This is a genomic window from Acinetobacter uliginosus (genome assembly GCF_044130295.1).
GTDB lineage: Bacteria > Pseudomonadota > Gammaproteobacteria > Pseudomonadales > Moraxellaceae > Acinetobacter.
Genome location: NZ_JBIQOC010000092.1, coordinates 1 through 17,201, shown reverse-complemented (window position 1 = coordinate 17,201; position 17,201 = coordinate 1). Strand labels below are relative to the sequence as shown.

General features: G+C 43.2%; 11 protein-coding genes and 1 pseudogene. 11 read left to right on the top strand and 1 reads right to left on the bottom strand.

Going from position 1 to position 17,201, the window contains the following annotated elements:
• Positions 1-125: 125 nt before the first annotated feature.
• Positions 126-2,636, bottom strand: coding sequence for a penicillin-binding protein PBP1a (ponA, locus tag ACE01T_RS15000; protein ID WP_395519581.1), 2,511 nt, complete (start codon positions 2,634-2,636; stop codon positions 126-128).
• A gap of 165 nt (positions 2,637-2,801) precedes the next feature.
• Here ponA and ACE01T_RS14995 point away from each other — a divergent pair, with 165 nt between their 5' ends.
• From ACE01T_RS14995 to ACE01T_RS14945, 11 genes and pseudogenes are all read left to right on the top strand, one after another.
• A complete protein-coding gene (locus ACE01T_RS14995) occupies positions 2,802-3,863 on the top strand; it encodes a pilus assembly protein PilM (protein ID WP_086197208.1) in 1,062 nt (353 codons plus the stop codon).
• Complete coding sequence (locus ACE01T_RS14990; RefSeq protein WP_180081806.1) at positions 3,863-4,516, top strand: PilN domain-containing protein; 654 nt, start codon at positions 3,863-3,865, stop codon at positions 4,514-4,516. The genes ACE01T_RS14995 and ACE01T_RS14990 overlap by 1 nt, the downstream gene beginning before the upstream one ends.
• Positions 4,513-5,250 carry a type IV pilus inner membrane component PilO gene (locus ACE01T_RS14985; RefSeq protein ID WP_180081807.1) on the top strand — a complete coding sequence of 246 codons (738 nt, stop codon included), beginning with the start codon at positions 4,513-4,515 and terminating at the stop codon, positions 5,248-5,250. Before ACE01T_RS14990 ends, ACE01T_RS14985 begins: the two co-directional genes overlap by 4 nt.
• The gene (locus tag ACE01T_RS14980; RefSeq protein ID WP_180081808.1) at positions 5,250-5,777 is read left to right on the top strand and encodes a pilus assembly protein PilP; all 528 of its coding nucleotides are present in this window, start codon (positions 5,250-5,252) and stop codon (positions 5,775-5,777) included. The genes ACE01T_RS14985 and ACE01T_RS14980 overlap by 1 nt, the downstream gene beginning before the upstream one ends.
• Before the next feature lie 62 nt (positions 5,778-5,839).
• Positions 5,840-7,954 (top strand): type IV pilus secretin PilQ, encoded by a 2,115-nt coding sequence (locus ACE01T_RS14975; protein WP_180081809.1) that lies wholly within the window; start codon positions 5,840-5,842, stop codon positions 7,952-7,954.
• A gap of 36 nt (positions 7,955-7,990) precedes the next feature.
• The gene (gene aroK / locus ACE01T_RS14970) at positions 7,991-8,539 is read left to right on the top strand and encodes a shikimate kinase AroK (protein WP_180081810.1); all 549 of its coding nucleotides are present in this window, start codon (positions 7,991-7,993) and stop codon (positions 8,537-8,539) included.
• Positions 8,540-8,556: 17 nt separating this feature from the next.
• Positions 8,557-9,642: a 3-dehydroquinate synthase gene (gene aroB, locus ACE01T_RS14965; protein ID WP_180081811.1), complete on the top strand. Its 1,086-nt coding sequence runs from the start codon at positions 8,557-8,559 to the stop codon at positions 9,640-9,642.
• 3 nt (positions 9,643-9,645) lie between these two features.
• Positions 9,646-10,491, top strand: a complete 846-nt coding sequence (locus ACE01T_RS14960; RefSeq protein ID WP_395519580.1) for a hypothetical protein — start codon at positions 9,646-9,648, stop codon at positions 10,489-10,491.
• A 453-nt stretch (positions 10,492-10,944) separates the two neighbouring features.
• Positions 10,945-15,420, top strand: a complete 4,476-nt coding sequence (gene gltB, locus ACE01T_RS14955) for a glutamate synthase large subunit (RefSeq protein ID WP_171263241.1) — start codon at positions 10,945-10,947, stop codon at positions 15,418-15,420.
• 73 nt (positions 15,421-15,493) lie between these two features.
• Positions 15,494-16,915 carry an FAD-dependent oxidoreductase gene (locus ACE01T_RS14950; RefSeq protein WP_395519579.1) on the top strand — a complete coding sequence of 474 codons (1,422 nt, stop codon included), beginning with the start codon at positions 15,494-15,496 and terminating at the stop codon, positions 16,913-16,915.
• A gap of 151 nt (positions 16,916-17,066) precedes the next feature.
• Positions 17,067-17,201 (top strand): annotated as a pseudogene (locus ACE01T_RS14945) (IS4-like element ISAba33 family transposase); the annotation flags it as partial.

Below are 17,201 nucleotides of genomic sequence, written 5' to 3'. Positions count from 1 at the left end.
CGATTTTACTGAACACTCTTCAACTGCTCTCGGAATATTCAATAGATGAACTGAATGAAATCGCAACAATTGCATTAGGTACCTAAAGATGTGTAGATACCTATGACTTTAGCTAGGGGAAGATGTCAATGAAATACATCAATCAGATTATCCAGAGCATCTGGTTTGCTGTTTTGTTTTTGCATATCTGGAACGAGAATTTCTTTTTCCGGCAAGTCGTCAAAGTCGCTTTCCGGTGCCCGCACTGGGGCAGCAGGTGCCGGACGGTACAACGGACGAGCCAAAGGTGGAGAGGAGCGATCTGTCTGGACGGGTTCACCTATAGTAATTGTCTGGTTACGATTGGCTGGTGCTTTGGCATTTTTGTCAAAATGTACCCAAGCTGTTGGTGTACCTTTTAAGGCATTGCCCATAAAGTTGGTCCAGATTGGCAAGGCAGCAACACCACCGTATTCACGACGACCTAGTGTACTTGGTTGGTCAAAACCAACCCATGCTACAGTCACCAGTTTACCATTAAACCCTGCAAACCAGGCATCTTTGGCATCATTGGTGGTTCCTGTTTTACCGCCAATATCATCACGGCCAATTCTGAGTGCGGCACGTCCGGTACCATGCTGAATCACATCACGCAGAATATTGGCCATGTCATATGCCGAGCTTGATTTCAAGATACGCTGTGCCTGACGGTACTGGCTCTTCGTTTCATCCAGCTCAAGTTGGGCCAGCTGTTTTTCTTCTGGCAGCGTCTGATTGGTGACATTAATCACTTCATCATCAGGGGTCACAGGTTCTGCGGATGCAGTTTCTTCATCATTTTGATTGATGCAGGAAATACAAGCATATTCCGGATTGCTTTGATAAATCACTTTGCCATACGCGTCTTCAATACGGTCAATAAAATGTGGCTGAATGCGGTAACCGCCATTGGCGAAAGTGGCATAGCCTGTGGCCATTTGAATAGGAAGAACTTGTGGTGTACCTAAGGCAATCGTGTAATTTCGCGGGATCTGATTTTCATGCAAACCAAAATCCATCAGTAATTGTCGGGTACGCTCGATGCCCACCGTTTGCAGCAGGCGAACCGATACCGTATTTCGCGATAAATACAAGGCACGACGTAATGGAATCATGCCAAGATAACGACCATCGGAATTTTTTGGTGACCATTTGCCAATGGTGATCGGACTGTCATTGACCATGCTATAGGGGGTCATGCCACGTTCAAGTGCCAATGCATAAACAAAGGGTTTAATGGTCGAACCTGGTTGACGCCAGCCCTGTAAGGCACGGTTGAATTTGGACTGATAAAAATTGTATCCACCAACAATTGCTTCAATTGCACCATTGTTCGGGTTTAATGCAATCAGCTGGCCTTGTGCTTTAGGAATCTGTACCAGTGCCCAAGAGGTTTTATTGTCATTCGGGCGTAAGCGGATAATATCGTTTATTTTCACGATTTGTGCAGCTGTACGCGGAGCAGGACCAATGCTATTGGCATTTCGATAGGGAGCAGCCCAAGACATGCCTGACCAGGGCACAGCCACGGTAGAGCCATCTTGCATCAAAGCTTCAAAAGAGTTTTTCTCGACTTTAACCACCTTGGCAGGATAGGTATTTGCATAAGGGATGAAATCGCTCAGTGGTTTGTCATGTGCCTCGGCACCTCTCCAGCCGTGTCGGCGGTCATAGGCTTCGAGACCTTCCTGTACAGACTGTTCTGCGAAGGCCTGACGTTGGCTATTGATCGTGGTATAAACTTTATAGCCAGAATCAATTGCTTGTTCACCAAACTTTTCCACCAATTCTGAACGGACCATTTCACCGACATAGGGATATTTGTTATTGATGCCACGTTCTGGCATATCGAGGTTAACCGGTTCAGCAATGGCCTGTTTATACTGAGTTTGATTGATATAACCCAACTGCAGCATACGACCCAGAATCCAGTTGCGGCGTTCCAAGGCGCGGGTAGGATTGACGACAGGATTGTATTTTGAGGGTGCTTTGGGTAGGCCGGCAATCATGGCCATTTGAGCAATACTGAGCTGATCCAGATTTTTGTTGTAGTAAATTTTTGCAGCCGCAGCAATCCCGTAGGCATTTTTACCCAAGAAGATTTTATTTACGTATAAGGTAAGAATTTCTTCTTTGGTCAGGTTCTGTTCAATTTTGCGTGCCAGAAAAATTTCAGTCAGTTTGCGTTTTAATGTACGTTCAGGGGTTAAATAATAGTTTTTTGCCACTTGCATGGTAATGGTGGAACCACCAGTTTGCACATTGGAACCGGTGATGGTTTCACTCACCGCACGACCTAAACCTTTAAAACTGATGCCGCTATGTTCAAAAAACGATGAATCTTCTGCAGCAAGAAAAGCAGAGATAAAAGGTTTGGGAATCTGTTTGTATTCCACCGGGACAGATAACTTTCCGCCATACTCGGCAATCAGCTCATTATCTGCACTATATACTTGTAAAGGTTTTAATAATGGCGCCTTTTTTAAGGTGGTCATTTTAGGCAGGGATGGGGCAATATAGAGATACATACCATAAAATCCCATCGGAATTGAGACCAAGACTATAATTATGATCAAAAAAAATGGATGAACATGGCCCGAACAAGATAGCTTTTTCATAACAAGTAAGTTTTAATAAGAGCTAATGGCAAACTAATTGGCGGTCAGTATAGCCTTTACACATACAGATTGTTAGATGAGTTATTGTATCTGTATAAAATTATAGACCATCACTGATTAGTAAGTTACTTTTATTGGGGATAAAAAAATAATAGGAATTATATTGTGCTCAGGTTATATCGTAAGCCGAATAAGGGATTAATAGGAGTAGATATTAGTTCTACTTCTGTTAAATTGTTAGAACTTTCTGTTAAGAGCGGTAACAGGTATTGGGTAGAAAGCTATGCGCTGATTCCTTTGCCTGAAGGTAGTGTTGTTGAAAAAAATATTTTAAATCCAGAAGCAGTGGGTGATGCGCTAGAGCGAGCACTCAATCTTGCCAATACTCAATGTACAGCTGCAGCGCTCGCAGTCCCAACTTCACTGGTCATTACCAAAACCATTGAAATGGATGCGGATATGACGGATGACGAACGTGAAGTCCAGATTCGTATGGATGCCGAGCAATATATTCCCTTTCCTCTGGACGAAGCCAGTCTGGATTTTGAAGTATTGCCGGATCGTTTAGCCAATCCGAATCGGGTAAATGTGCTTTTAGTTGCAACGCGTCTTGAAAATGTAGAAGCACGTGCTGAAGTGCTGGAACTGGCTAACCTGACACCAAAAATTGCCGATGTTGAAAGTTTTGCGCTAGAAAATGCCTATAAAGTATTTTCCGATACTTTACCAATAGGTGTGAATACGGTGGGTATTTTAGATATTGGTCATACCATGACGACCTTATCTGTCATGCAAAATAATAAAGTGATTTATACCAGAGAACAGGTGTTTGGTGGTAAACAGCTGACTCAAGAAATTCAAAATCGTTATGGTCTGTCTTTTGAAGAAGCGGGCCGTGCCAAGAAAACCCGTTCATTGCCCGATGACTATGATGTTGAAGTCTTAGAGCCATTCTTGGAAGCTGTAGTTCAGCAAGCAGCAAGATCACTGCAGTTCTTCTTCTCGTCTTCACAGTTCAATGAGATTGACCACATTTTATTGGCGGGGGGGAATGCGAATATTCCAGGACTCGCGAAATTACTACAACAAAAACTGGGTTATCGCGTCACAATTGCCAACCCATTTTTGCAAATGGGGTTTTCTCCACAAATCGATATTAAAAAAATAGAGAATGATGCTTCCTCGCTCATGGTGGCATGTGGTCTGGCATTGAGGAGTTTTGATTAATGGCAAGAATTAACTTGCTCCCTTGGCGTGATGAGCTGAGAGAGAAACGGAAAAAAGAATTTATAGCAATTTGTATTGGGGCGGCATTCGTTGGCGCTTTGGCGGTTACATCCTCATGGTTTTATTATGACCATAAACTTGAAGACCAGGAACAGGCCAATCAGCTGATTACCAGCACCAATCAAAATCTTGATGTGCAATTAAAATCTCTGGAAGGTTTGGAAGCGCAGCGTAATGCTATTATTGAGCGTATGAAACTGATTCAAGGCTTGCAAGGGCAACGTCCGATTGCAGTACGTCTGATAGATGAGCTGGTTCGTGTTACGCCAGCTAATTTGTACATTACCAAATTTGTGCGTACAGGCGATAAATTCACCATTGAAGGCAGAGCTGAAAGTCCAAATACCGTTGCAGAATTTTTGCGTAATTTAGAAGCATCAGCTTGGTATCGCAACGCTTTCATGAATTCTTTTTTAGCAGTTGAAGAACAAAAAGATAAAGCGCCAAGTTCTGTGATTCCACGTGTTGAAGAGGGCTATGGTTCATTTGTGGTGACTGCTGACTTAGATGAAATCGCCCAACCTGCTGCACCAGAAGCACAACAACAAGCACCATCCAATACAGCTAATTCAACCGTGGAGGCGACCGAATGAGTCTCGATGAATTTGATGAATTAAATCCAAATGAAGTTGTGGTGCGTAAAAAGAAAATGACGCTGGATAAGTTTCTTCAGCAGTTCAATACCTTAGATCCAAATAATTATGGTAGTTGGCCCTTATCCGTCAAAATCACCTGTTGGATTTTGATTGTTGTCATGATTGCCTTTCTCGGGTATTTTTTAACAATTAAAAGTAAATTGGATAATATTTCGAATGCTGCTGCTCAAGAGCAAAACCTGCTTAACGAGTTTCGTGAAAAAGATTCTAAACTTCGCAATTTGCAGTTGTTGCAAGCACAGTTACAGGAAATGGAAGCGAATTTTAATCAGCAATTGGAACAATTGCCTAAAGAAACTGAAATTCCAGGACTGGTTGAAGATATCAACGTGACTGGTGTGAATTCTGGTTTGAAATTTAAAAATATCCGTTTAGAAAATGAAATAAAACAAGAGTTCTTTATTGAACAGCCAATTGCGATTGAGGCAACCGGTGATTATCACGCTTTTGGTTCTTTTGTAAGTGGGATTGCTGCACTGCCACGTATTGTGACTTTACATGATTTTGAGATTACCGCCTCGGAAAATAAAGAGAAAAAATCTGATATTCCCCAAGTGAATTATAACGTTAAAGCAAAAACATATCGTTATATCGGTGCTGCTGATGCTCAAGCGACAGAAACGCAAGCTGCGAATGCAAATTCAACTGCTACGGCTGGAGGAGCACAGTAATGAAAATGCAAAAATTCTCTCTAAGCTTGATGTTGGGTTTATTGTTGGTGGGCTGTGATTCACGTATTGATGCTGTGAATGAACAAATGGCCAATATTCGCAATCAGCCGCCATTGCCGATTGAACCTGCACCGGTTTTTCCACCTGTACCGACATTCGATTATGCTGCACACCAGCTTAAAAGTCCTTTTTTACCGAGCTCACTGGCTGCTGAATTAAAAATTATGTCAGGAAAACGTGTCTATCCTAATCTATCGCGTCAACTGCAACCTTTAGAAAGCTATGCAATTGAATCCTTGAATATGAAGGGAAGTATACGTAGCCAGTCTGGACAGATATTGGCATTAATTCAAACCCCTGATGGTGAAATTGAGCGGATACAGCGCGGCAGTTATATGGGCATGAATCATGGTCGTGTGGTCAATATCACGCCTACACAGATTGATCTCGTGGAAATTGTTCCAGATGGACGAGAAGGATACGTGGAGCGTCCAAGAAGTCTAGTATTAATTGGACCGGCGCCTTAAGTTTAAAAGGAATAAAAATGAATAATAGGTTTAAAGATTTTATATTTGGGGATGGCAATACAATGAACCATTTGTTTCGTCAATTTTCTATGGGTGCCGTTGCGATCGCGATCATGCAGGTTGCAAATGCACAGGTGAGTATGACCAATATTGTACCGATGCAGATTGCAGGTCAAGGTACAGAAATTCGTGTGATGTTTAACGGTTTGCCGCCACAACCTCAGGCTTACCAACTAGAGAAGCCTTCACGTCTAATTCTTGATTTTGATAAAGCCCAACAAAATTTAAAACAAAATAGTATTCCCGTTGCAACGAAAGAAGCCACTTCCATCGATGTGAGTTCTGATGCCCAACGTTCACGTTTAACCGTGAATTTGGCTGAAGCGGGTGCCTTTACCACGCGTGTCGAAGGCAATACTTTTATTTTAAAAATTAATTCTGCAGCTGCGAATGCATTTACCTCTCAGCCAGTTGTTACCCAAAAAGCTGCGCAAGGTATTTCCAATATTGGTTTCCAGCGCGGCAGTCAGGGGGAAGGTCAAATCGTTGTGGATTTATTGGGGAGCAATACTCCGGTAGATGTACAACAACAGGGCAGTAAAGTGGTGGTGCGAACTCTAGGTAATAAAGTTCCAACGCACTTGGCACGTCGTTTAAATGTCAATGATTTCGCAACTCCAGTATCTACGGTCGATGCTACCAATAATGGTGGCAATGGCGTGATTACCATTCAAACTTCTGGCAGTTATGAATATATGGCTTATCAGACGGATAACAAACTGACTATCAGCTTAAAACGTCCTGAAGATAAGAATCCGCTTAAACCTAAAGCCGCAAATGCTTATACAGGGAAAAAGATTTCTTTAGATTTTCAGGATATTGAAGTACGTCGTGTACTGCAATTGCTGGCAGATTTCACTGGCATCAATATGGTGGCTGCGGATAGTGTACAAGGCAATATTACCCTGCGTTTAAAAGATGTACCATGGGATCAGGCCTTAGATATTATTTTAAAAACCAAAAATCTGGATAAGCGCCGTAACGGAAATGTCATCTGGATTGCGCCAGTATCGGAATTGATTAAGGCTGAAGAGGAAGAAGCCAAAGCACTTGCGCAAAGTGTGAAATTGGCACCAATACAGACCGAGTATATGCAACTCAGCTATGCAAAGGTTGCTGATATTGAAAAGTTGATTACCCAAACAAAATCATCGAATAATAGTAATTCTGCTAGTGACAATAATAATAATTCTAGTGAAAGTTTATTAAGTTCACGTGGTTCAGTTTCAGCTGATGTACGTACTAATACCCTAATTGTTAATGATACGGCTCAACATATTGATAAAATCCGAAAAATGGTTGATTTGCTCGATATTCCAGTCAAGCAAGTGATGGTTGAAGCGCGTATTGTTCGTGCTTCCACAGAGTTTAGTAAAGAAATGGGCGTGAAGTGGGGTATATTGTCGCAAGGTATTAATCAAAACAATGATTTGTTGGTTGGCGGTAGTGATACAACCTTATGGGATTTAAAAACACCGGATGATGAGGGTAAATATACGATTCAACGTCCACAGAACTTAAATGTGGATTTAGGTGTCACCAGTCAAGGTGCGAGTCGTATTGCTTTCGGTTTAATCAGTTTGTCTGATTTTATGCTGGATTTGGAGCTCTCAGCCTTACAAGCAGATGGTTATGGGGAAGTGATTTCCACACCTAAAGTCCTAACTGCAGACAAACAGATGGCTAAAGTTTCATCTGGTACACAGATTCCATATCAATCATCGGAAGGTGGTGGTGCAAATGCAGTTTCAACCACTGAATTTATTGATGCTGTACTGAGCTTGGATGTAACACCAAGTATTACACCTGACGGTAAAGTTCAAATGCTACTCAACATTACTAGCGATACTCCAGGAAACCCAACACCTACCGGTCAATTGACGATTAATAAAAATCAAATCAATACCAATGTCTTGGTTGATAATGGAGAAACTGTGGTACTTGGTGGTATTTTTGAACAAGAGACACGTAATGCTCAAACCAAAGTACCATTCTTGGGTGATATTCCTTACGTAGGCCGTTTATTTCGTAAAGATGTGAAGTCGGATAACAAGCGAGAGCTCTTGATTTTTGTTACACCACGAATTGTTAATGACAGTGTTTCAAGAAATCATTAATATATTTTAAATTTAGCAAAATAAATAGGTGACTCCTTGCCAAGCAATGAGTTTGAAACCCTACCAAATGTCTATTTGGTAGGGCCAATGGGGGCTGGGAAAACAACTGTTGGTCGTCATTTAGCGGAACTGTTGGGACGAGAGTTTCTTGATAGTGATCAGGAAATTGAGCGTAAAACAGGTGCGACAATCCCTTGGATCTTTGAAAAAGAAGGTGAAAAGGGATTTCGTAACCGTGAAACAATGGTGATTGATGAACTCACAGCCCGTTCACACTTGGTTGTTGCAACAGGTGGCGGAGCAGTAACCCAGCCACTTAATCGCGAATTTTTAAAACAACGCGGAATTGTTGTTTACCTCTATACTCCTGTCGAAATCCAGTTACAGCGCACTTACCGGGATAAAAACCGTCCTTTACTGCAAGTTGAAAATCCTGAACAAAAGTTACGTGATTTATTAGCAGTTCGTGATCCTTTATATCGTGAAATTGCAGATTATATTATTGAAACAAATCAGGGCGCTGCTCGAGATTTAGCGCAAAAGATCCTACAAATGATTGTTTCTAAAGAAACAAAGCTAGTCTAATTAACGGTTTTAATTTCATGCAAACTTTACATGTTGAACTCGGTGATCGCCGTTATCCTATCTTTATTGGCAGTGATTTGGATCCTCAATCATTGCTTGAGCCGTATATTCGCGGAAAACAGGTCATGCTGGTCACCAATACCACTGTTGCACCTTTGTATCTGGAACATTATGTGACTGCAATCGAGCATTTGGGAAAAACAGTCGCAACATGTATTTTGCCTGATGGTGAGCAATATAAAAATATTGAACACCTGAACCTGATTTTTGATGCCTTGTTGGAAGCGGGTTTTAACCGTGATGCCACCGTGCTTGCTCTGGGCGGTGGTGTGATTGGGGATATGGCAGGCTTTGCATCAGCTTGTTTCCAGCGCGGCGTTTATTTTATTCAGGTGCCGACAACTCTGCTGTCGCAAGTTGATTCCAGTGTCGGTGGGAAAACAGGGATCAATCATCCACTCGGTAAAAACATGATCGGGGCTTTTCAGCAACCTCAGGTTGTACTTGCTGATATGTCGCAGCTGTCGACCTTACCCGACCGTGAATTATCTGCGGGTCTGGCAGAAGTAATTAAATATGCCTTGCTGGGAGACCGTGATTTCCTGGTCTGGCTTGAACAAAATATGGATGGTCTGATCGAGCGCGATGCGCAATTACTGGCCGAAGCTGTTTATCGTTCCTGTGCCCATAAAGCACGCATTGTGGCGAATGATGAAAAAGAACAGGGTGAACGTGCCTTACTGAATTTAGGTCATACTTTTGGTCATGCAATTGAATCTTACCTGGGTTATGGGGTTTGGCTGCATGGCGAAGCTGTGGCTACTGGTATGGTGATGGCGGCTGATTTGTCACAGCGTATGGGCTGGATTTCACTGGAAGATCTGGAACGTACAAAAAAAATCATTCAACGTGCACATTTGCCAGTAAAATGCCCAGCTATTCCACTGGATGAATTTCTTGGCTATATGGCACATGATAAAAAAGTGCTGAATGGACAATTACGTCTGGTCCTGATGAAATCGCTCGGGCAGGCTGTGATCAGCAAAGAATTTGATGTGGAATTGATGAAACAGGCGATTTTAGCGAATCAAGAAAAGGCATAAATCATGGCAACCTTCCGGACACAATGGCAACGTATTCAAAACTATATCTGGCTGGTGTGTGGGATGGTGTGCCTGTTTGCAGCACTGATCTTTTGGGCGATTACCGACAGTGAGGCTTTGGTTGAGGTAGAAAAGTCTGCTGAAACTGAATCTGAACTGCAAATTCAGCCGGAAAAGGTTGCTGCGACCAGCCTGCTGGGTGCGCTTCAGGAAGAGGTGCGCCCTTTGCAAATGACTACACGTGTGGTGACTACAGGAAGTTATGAGCCAGAATTTCGTGGCAGCAAATTTATTAATGAGAATAAAAATGCAAGTACCATCGAATTGTTTCGGGTCACTAAAGATGATGTAATTCGAAGCTTTCTGAAAAAACAGGCGAATCGCAACAACTTTTTTTATATTCGTTTGAGTGGTGAGAACCAGATTGAACAATATGTACTTCTTTATGGTATTTATCGAAATAAAGATGAAGCTCAACATGTATTAGAACAATTAGCGCTACAATTTCCCAAGACTGTTCAGCCCAAAGTACAGGATATTGAAAATTATGTTTCTTTAGTCAATGACATGGGCGCAGATGAAATGGGCAGCAATCATAAGTTGTATGCAGTCAATCTCAAATCAGTCCCTTTGCCAAAAGTGGATGAAAGTTTGCTGGTTTTGCCGAAGCCTAAGCCGGCTGCAGCTGAGACTGATCCTAAAAATGCAACCACGACCACCACCGTAACCCGGCGTGATGAACAGGGTAATGTGGTAGATATCCAGCAGTCACATTCAGGTGCGGATATTGCACCGAAACAAGGCGGAAACAAGATTCCGGAAAAAGAAATTAATGACCCATTTAATTAAAAATATAGTTCTAAAATAGAGCAATTTGAGTTATAAAATTATTTATATGCACAAATATGGTGCGAAATATGTTTCTTGAAAATTAATCTAAAGTTAATGAAATTTTAATATTTCTATATTTAAAACATTTAGCACTCTAATTTTTAAATTGGCATATTTTTTGCTTTATTGGTGCATGAATTGAGTTAATGTCCCTGTTTTGGCGCGAAAAGATTCAATGAGTGTGCGAAATTGTCAAATTTACCTGCTTTAAAAGAGTGCGTAAACGAAGCAAAACATTTTTTGCAATTCATCCATGTACAAAGATCAAAATCAGACTATCTTAGACAGGATGAAGAAGTTTTGCTCAACATTGATCTTGATGTGAGTGAATTGGACTAAATCGCAAAGAAGTTATTTGATTGTTAGATGCCCGTTTTATGGGCCATGTTGAAAGAAGGGTACGCTATGCACATGCCATCGCCTAATACTGTAGCTCCCGCTCAAGGTTTATACCAACCGGATGAGTTTAAAGATAACTGTGGTTTCGGTTTAATCGCCCATATGCAGGGTGATGCAAGCCATGATCTCGTTAAAACCGCTATGCACAGCCTTAGCTGCATGACACACCGTGGTGGTATTGCCGCAGATGGTAAGACAGGGGATGGTTGTGGCCTGCTTTTGGCAATGCCGAAAAAATTCTTCCGTGAAGAAGCCAAAAAACTCAGTGATATCACTCTAAGTGAAATTTTTGCTGTCGGTACGGTATTTTTAAATCTAGATCCGGCGATTGCTGCACATTCTAAACAAGTACTGGCTAAAGAGATTGAATCTGAAGGCCTTACAGTTTTAGCCTGGCGTGTTATCCCAACCAATAATGATGCGCTTGGTGAAATTGCAATGCAGTCTTTACCTGCATTCGAACAGATTATTGTCAATTGCCCGATGGGTGTGACTGAAGTTGAGTTTAACCGTAAATTGTTCCTGGCACGCCGTCGTGCAGAACAGCAGTTAAGCAATGATCCATCATTCTACGTGACGACTTTGTGTTCTACAGTGATTAGCTATAAAGGCTTGATGATGCCTGAAGCGATTGCTGATTTTTACACTGATTTAGCAGATGAACGTCTGGAATCCCATATTGTAGTATTCCATCAACGCTTCTCGACCAACACATTACCGCGTTGGCCTTTGGCACAGCCGTTCCGTTATCTTGCGCATAATGGTGAAATCAACACCATTACCGCAAACCGTAACTGGGCTATGGCACGTACACCAAAATTCGAAAACCCGTTATTGCCAGGTTTAACCGACCTTAACCCGATTGTGAACCGTACCGGTTCAGACTCTTCAAGCCTGGATAACATGCTTGAGATTCTTGTCGGTGGTGGTATGGACTTGTTCCGTGCACTGCGTATGCTGGTTCCACCAGCTTGGCAAAATGTTGAAACTTTAGATGCTGACCTGCGTGCATTCTATGAATTCAACTCTAAGCATATGGAAGCCTGGGATGGTCCCGCTGGCTTGGTTATCCAGGATGGTCGTCATGCCATCTGTATGCTGGATCGTAATGGTTTACGTCCGGCACGTTGGGTCATTACTAAAAATGGTTACATTACCCTTGCATCAGAAATTGGTGTGTGGGGCTATGAACCTGAAGATGTGATTTCTAAAGGTCGTGTAGGACCGGGCCAGATTTTGGTGATTGATACCTTCACTGGCAAATTGCTGGATACCAAAGATGTCAGCAATCATTTGAAAAAAATGCGTCCTTACCGTGAATGGTTGCGTGAAAATTCTGTACGTGTACAAGGTAGCCCAGAACTTGAAGAATATTTATGTGATCAAGGCTTAAAAGGCGACGAGCTAAAAGCCTCACAAAAAATGTTCCTGGTGACGTTTGAAGAGCGTGACCAGTTGCTTCGTCCAATCGCAGAAAGCGGTCAGGAAGCTGTGGGTTCAATGGGTGATGATACGCCAATGGCGGTGTTATCTCGCCAGGTGCGCCATGTATCAGATTACTTCCGTCAGCAATTTGCACAGGTGACCAACCCGCCAATCGATCCACTGCGTGAATCGATTGTGATGTCGCTGGAGACCTGTTTTGGTCGTGAACAAAATGTATTTGAGCAAAGCCCTGAGCATGCTGATCGTCTGATTGTCTCAAGTCCTGTGCTGTCAAATTCCAAAATGCATCAAATTCGTACTCTTGGGCGTCCAGGTTATGAAATTGCTGACATTGATTTGAACTATGCAGAAACTGAAGGTTTGGAAGCTGCTATCACGCGTATTTGTGAAGAGGCTGCTCAAGCCATTCGTGACGGTAAAACTTTATTGGTGCTTTCAGACAAGAAAATCCGTCAAGGTTTCTTGCCAGCCAATGCGCTCATGGCAACAGGTGCTGTGCATCACCACCTGATCAATGTCGGCCTGCGTACCGATGCCAACATTATCGTTGAAACCGGTCTGGCGCGTGATCCACATCAATTTGCAGTCATCTTGGGCTTTGGTGCAACTGCAATCTACCCTTACCTGGCTTATGACGTCATCAATGACCTGATTGCCAAAGGTGAATTGTTGGGTGACCCGATTCATGCACAGGCGAACTTCCGTAAAGGGATTGAGAAAGGCTTGTTGAAAGTCCTGTCTAAAATGGGTATTTCGACTGTTGCCTCTTACCGTGGTGGCCAGTTATTTGAAGCCGTTGGTTTATCTGAAGAAGTGGTCAATAAATGCTTCACAGGTGTACCAAGCCGTATTAAGGGTGCAACCTTTGCCGACCTTGAAAATGACTTGAAAAAACTGGCTGATACTGCGTGGAAATCGCGTAAGCCAATTGATCAGGGGGGTATGCTGAAATTCGTATTCGACAAGGAATATCACGCCTTTAACCCGGATGTGATCAATGCTTTGCATAAATCGGTTCGTTCAGGTGAATATGCTGATTTTAAAGAATATGCTGAATTGGTGAACAACCGTCCGGTTGCAACCATTCGCGACTTGTTGAAACTTAAAACTGATAATTCAATTCCACTTGATCAAGTGGAATCTGTAGAAGATATTCTGCCGCGTTTCGACTCTGCCGGGATGTCTTTGGGTGCCTTGTCTCCTGAAGCGCACGAAGCGATTGCGATTGCCATGAATACCATTGGTGGTCGTTCCAACTCTGGTGAGGGCGGTGAAGATCCAGCGCGTTATGGCACCATCCGTAACTCGAAAATCAAACAGATTGCTTCAGGCCGTTTTGGTGTAACACCTGCTTATCTGACTTCTGCAGAAGTATTGCAAATTAAAGTGGCGCAAGGTGCAAAACCGGGTGAAGGCGGTCAGTTACCGGGTGGTAAAGTGAATGGCTTGATTGCACGTTTACGTTACTCTGTACCGGGTGTAACCCTGATTTCACCTCCACCGCACCATGACATCTACTCGATTGAAGATTTGTCACAGTTGATCTTTGACTTGAAACAGGTCAACCCGCAAGCGATGGTGTCTGTGAAACTGGTATCTGAACCGGGTGTAGGAACCATTGCTGCCGGTGTTGCAAAAGCGTATGCCGATTTCATTACCATTTCCGGCTATGATGGCGGTACAGCAGCTTCTCCATTATCTTCAATTCACCATGCTGGTTCGCCGTGGGAATTGGGTCTAAGCGAGGCACATCAAGCACTTCGCGTGAATGATCTGCGTGGCAAAGTCCGTGTACAAACCGATGGTGGTTTGAAAACAGGTCTAGATGTCGTAAAAGCGGCAATTTTAGGTGCAGAAAGCTTCGGTTTTGGTTCAACACCAATGATCGCGCTTGGTTGTAAATACCTGCGTATCTGTCACCTGAATAACTGTGCGACCGGTGTGGCAACTCAGCAGGATCATTTACGTCAGGAACACTACATTGGTGAGCCTGAAATGTTGATCAACTTCTTCCACTTCATTGCGGAAGAAACCCGTGAATGGCTGGCAGCGCTAGGTGTTGCAAGCTTGAAAGACTTGATTGGCCGTACTGATTTGCTGGAAATGTTGCCGGGTGAAACTGAAAAACATGCTCATCTAGACTTAAGTGCATTGCTTGAATCCCATCCTGCAGCGGAAGGCAAGGCGCAATATTGCCAGGTTCAAGGCAATGCACCATTTGACAAAGGTATTCTGGCTGAGAAGATGGTGGCAGAAATGTTGCCAGCGATTGAAGCAGGTGTCAGCGGTGAATATAGCTTCACGATTGGTAACTGTGACCGTTCAATCGGTGCGCGTATCTCTGGTGAAATCGCACGCCGCTATGGCAACCTCAGCATGGAAGCACATCCTGTTAAAGTTAATTTAACTGGTACTGCGGGTCAGTCTTTAGGTGTATGGAACGCTGGCGGTTTACATATTAAACTTGAAGGTGATGCCAACGATTATGTGGGTAAAGGTATGGCGGGCGGTCGCGTGTCCATCTTCCCACCTAAAGGTTCACCGTTCCAGACTCAGGAAACAGCGATCATTGGTAACACCTGCTTATATGGCGCGACTGGCGGTAAACTGTTTGCTGCAGGTACAGCGGGTGAACGTTTCGCAGTACGTAACTCAGGTGCGTTTGCTGTGATTGAGGGTGCTGGCGACCACTGCTGTGAATATATGACTGGCGGTATTGTGACTGTACTGGGTAAAGTGGGTCACAACTTCGGTGCAGGTATGACCGGTGGTTTTGCTTATGTACTTGATTTGGATAACGACTTTGTTGACCATTACAATCATGAGTTAATTGAGCTCAACCGTATTTCTACAGAGGTGATGGAAGAACATCAAGAATTCTTGCTTCGCATTCTGGATGAACATATTGCCGAGACAGGTAGTGCTTGGGCGTACAAGATCCGCAATGAGTTTGATTATTACAGCCGTAAATTCTGGCTTGTAAAACCAAAAGCTGCTAATTTGCAAACGCTTTTGAAAACAACCAAAGCTGATCCACAATAATTCCACTACTTGCAGATATATAGGCAGGTGTAGCAGCTAAATAAACCGGCTACACCTACCCACGGAGAGAGACATGGCAGAGCGCCTAAACAATGACTTTCAATTCCTGGATGTCCCACGCCAAGAGCCAGAGAAAAAAGATCTAACTGTCCGCAAAGCAGAGTTTGTGGAAATTTATAAACCGTTTACAGCGGAAATTGCGGCCAACCAGACGCATCGCTGTTTAGGTTGTGGTAACCCTTATTGTGAATGGAAATGTCCAGTACATAACTACATTCCAAACTGGTTAAAGTTAATTGCTGAAGGTCGTATTTTCCAGGCAGCTGAATTGTGCCATCAAACCAATACCCTGCCGGAAGTGTGTGGTCGTGTTTGTCCGCAAGACCGTTTGTGTGAAGGGGCTTGTACCTTGAACGACGGTTTTGGTGCAGTGACCATCGGTAATGCTGAAAAATACATTAATGATACCGCTTTTGCCTTGGGCTGGCGTCCAGACATGTCACACGTGAAGTGGACAGACAAAAAAGTTGCCATCATTGGTGCGGGTCCTGCGGGTCTGGGCTGTGCGGACATTCTGGTACGTAACGGTGTTAAACCGGTTGTCTTTGACAAGCGTCCTGAAATTGGCGGCTTGCTGACTTTTGGTATTCCAGAGTTCAAGATGGAAAAAGACGTGATGAAACGTCGCCGTGAAATTTTCACCGGCATGGGCGTTGAATTCCGTCTTAATACTGAAATAGGCACTGATGTTACGATTGATCAGCTACTTGCAGACTACGATGCCGTGTTTATGGGTATGGGTACATACACGTACATGAAAGGTGGTTTCGCCGGTGAAGATCTGGACGGTGTTTATGATGCACTGGATTTCCTGATTGCGAATGTCAACCGTTGCCAAGGCTGGGAAAAAGATCCTGCTGAATACATCAGTGTAGAAGGCCAAAAAGTGATTGTACTGGGTGGGGGGGATACAGCGATGGACTGTAACCGTACTTCTATCCGTCAAGGTGCTGAATCCGTGATTTGTGCTTACCGCCGTGATGAAGAAAATATGCCAGGTTCTCGCCGTGAAGTGAAAAATGCACGCGAAGAAGGTGTGGAATTCCAGTTTAATCGTCAGCCAATCGAAATTGTTGGTGAAAACGGCAAAGTGACAGGCGTTAAATTTGTGACTACACAATTGGGTCAGCCTGATAGCCGTGGCCGTCGCAGTCCTGAACCTGTACCGGGTTCTGAAGAAATTCTACCTGCAGATGCGGTACTTCTTGCTTTCGGTTTCCGTACCAGTCCAGCAGATTGGTTCACTGATGTAGAAATCAATCTGGATGGTTCTGGCCGAGTAGTGGCCGCTGAACAGCAAGAATTCAAGTTCCAGACGTCGAATCCTAAAATCTTTGCTGGCGGTGATATGGTGCGTGGTTCTGACCTGGTGGTGACTGCAATCTGGGAAGGTCGTCAGGCTGCTGAAGGTATCCTTGATTATCTGGATGTTTAATTAGAGATTAAACATGAGTAAAACCCGCCGAGGCGGGTTTTTTATTGCAAGAAATAAGATAAATATGAATAAATAAATTCTTTGTACACGACAAAAAAAAGATAACTCATTGAAATAATGGCATAATACTTGTTTTCTGACGACGAATATGATGACACATTTCAATGAGTTACATCTCATTTTAAACAAATATCTAAAGTGGAACAAGTCACATGCAAAATGTTTTACACTGATTATGCTTGCATTAATTGTAAAACAGACATGTAATCTTTCTTCTGCATCTAAA

Bases quoted from the DNA above. Each gene is read 5' to 3' on its own strand.
- ponA (WP_395519581.1), bottom strand. From the start codon at position 2,636: ATGAAAAAGCTATCTTGTTCGGGCCATGTTCATCCATTTTTTTTGATC.
- ACE01T_RS14990 (WP_180081806.1), top strand. From the start codon at position 3,863: ATGGCAAGAATTAACTTGCTCCCTTGGCGTGATGAGCTGAGAGAGAAA.
- ACE01T_RS14985 (WP_180081807.1), top strand. From the start codon at position 4,513: ATGAGTCTCGATGAATTTGATGAATTAAATCCAAATGAAGTTGTGGTG.
- ACE01T_RS14980 (WP_180081808.1), top strand. From the start codon at position 5,250: ATGAAAATGCAAAAATTCTCTCTAAGCTTGATGTTGGGTTTATTGTTG.
- ACE01T_RS14975 (WP_180081809.1), top strand. From the start codon at position 5,840: ATGAACCATTTGTTTCGTCAATTTTCTATGGGTGCCGTTGCGATCGCG.
- aroB (WP_180081811.1), top strand. From the start codon at position 8,557: ATGCAAACTTTACATGTTGAACTCGGTGATCGCCGTTATCCTATCTTT.
- ACE01T_RS14960 (WP_395519580.1), top strand. From the start codon at position 9,646: ATGGCAACCTTCCGGACACAATGGCAACGTATTCAAAACTATATCTGG.
- gltB (WP_171263241.1), top strand. From the start codon at position 10,945: ATGCCATCGCCTAATACTGTAGCTCCCGCTCAAGGTTTATACCAACCG.
- ACE01T_RS14950 (WP_395519579.1), top strand. From the start codon at position 15,494: ATGGCAGAGCGCCTAAACAATGACTTTCAATTCCTGGATGTCCCACGC.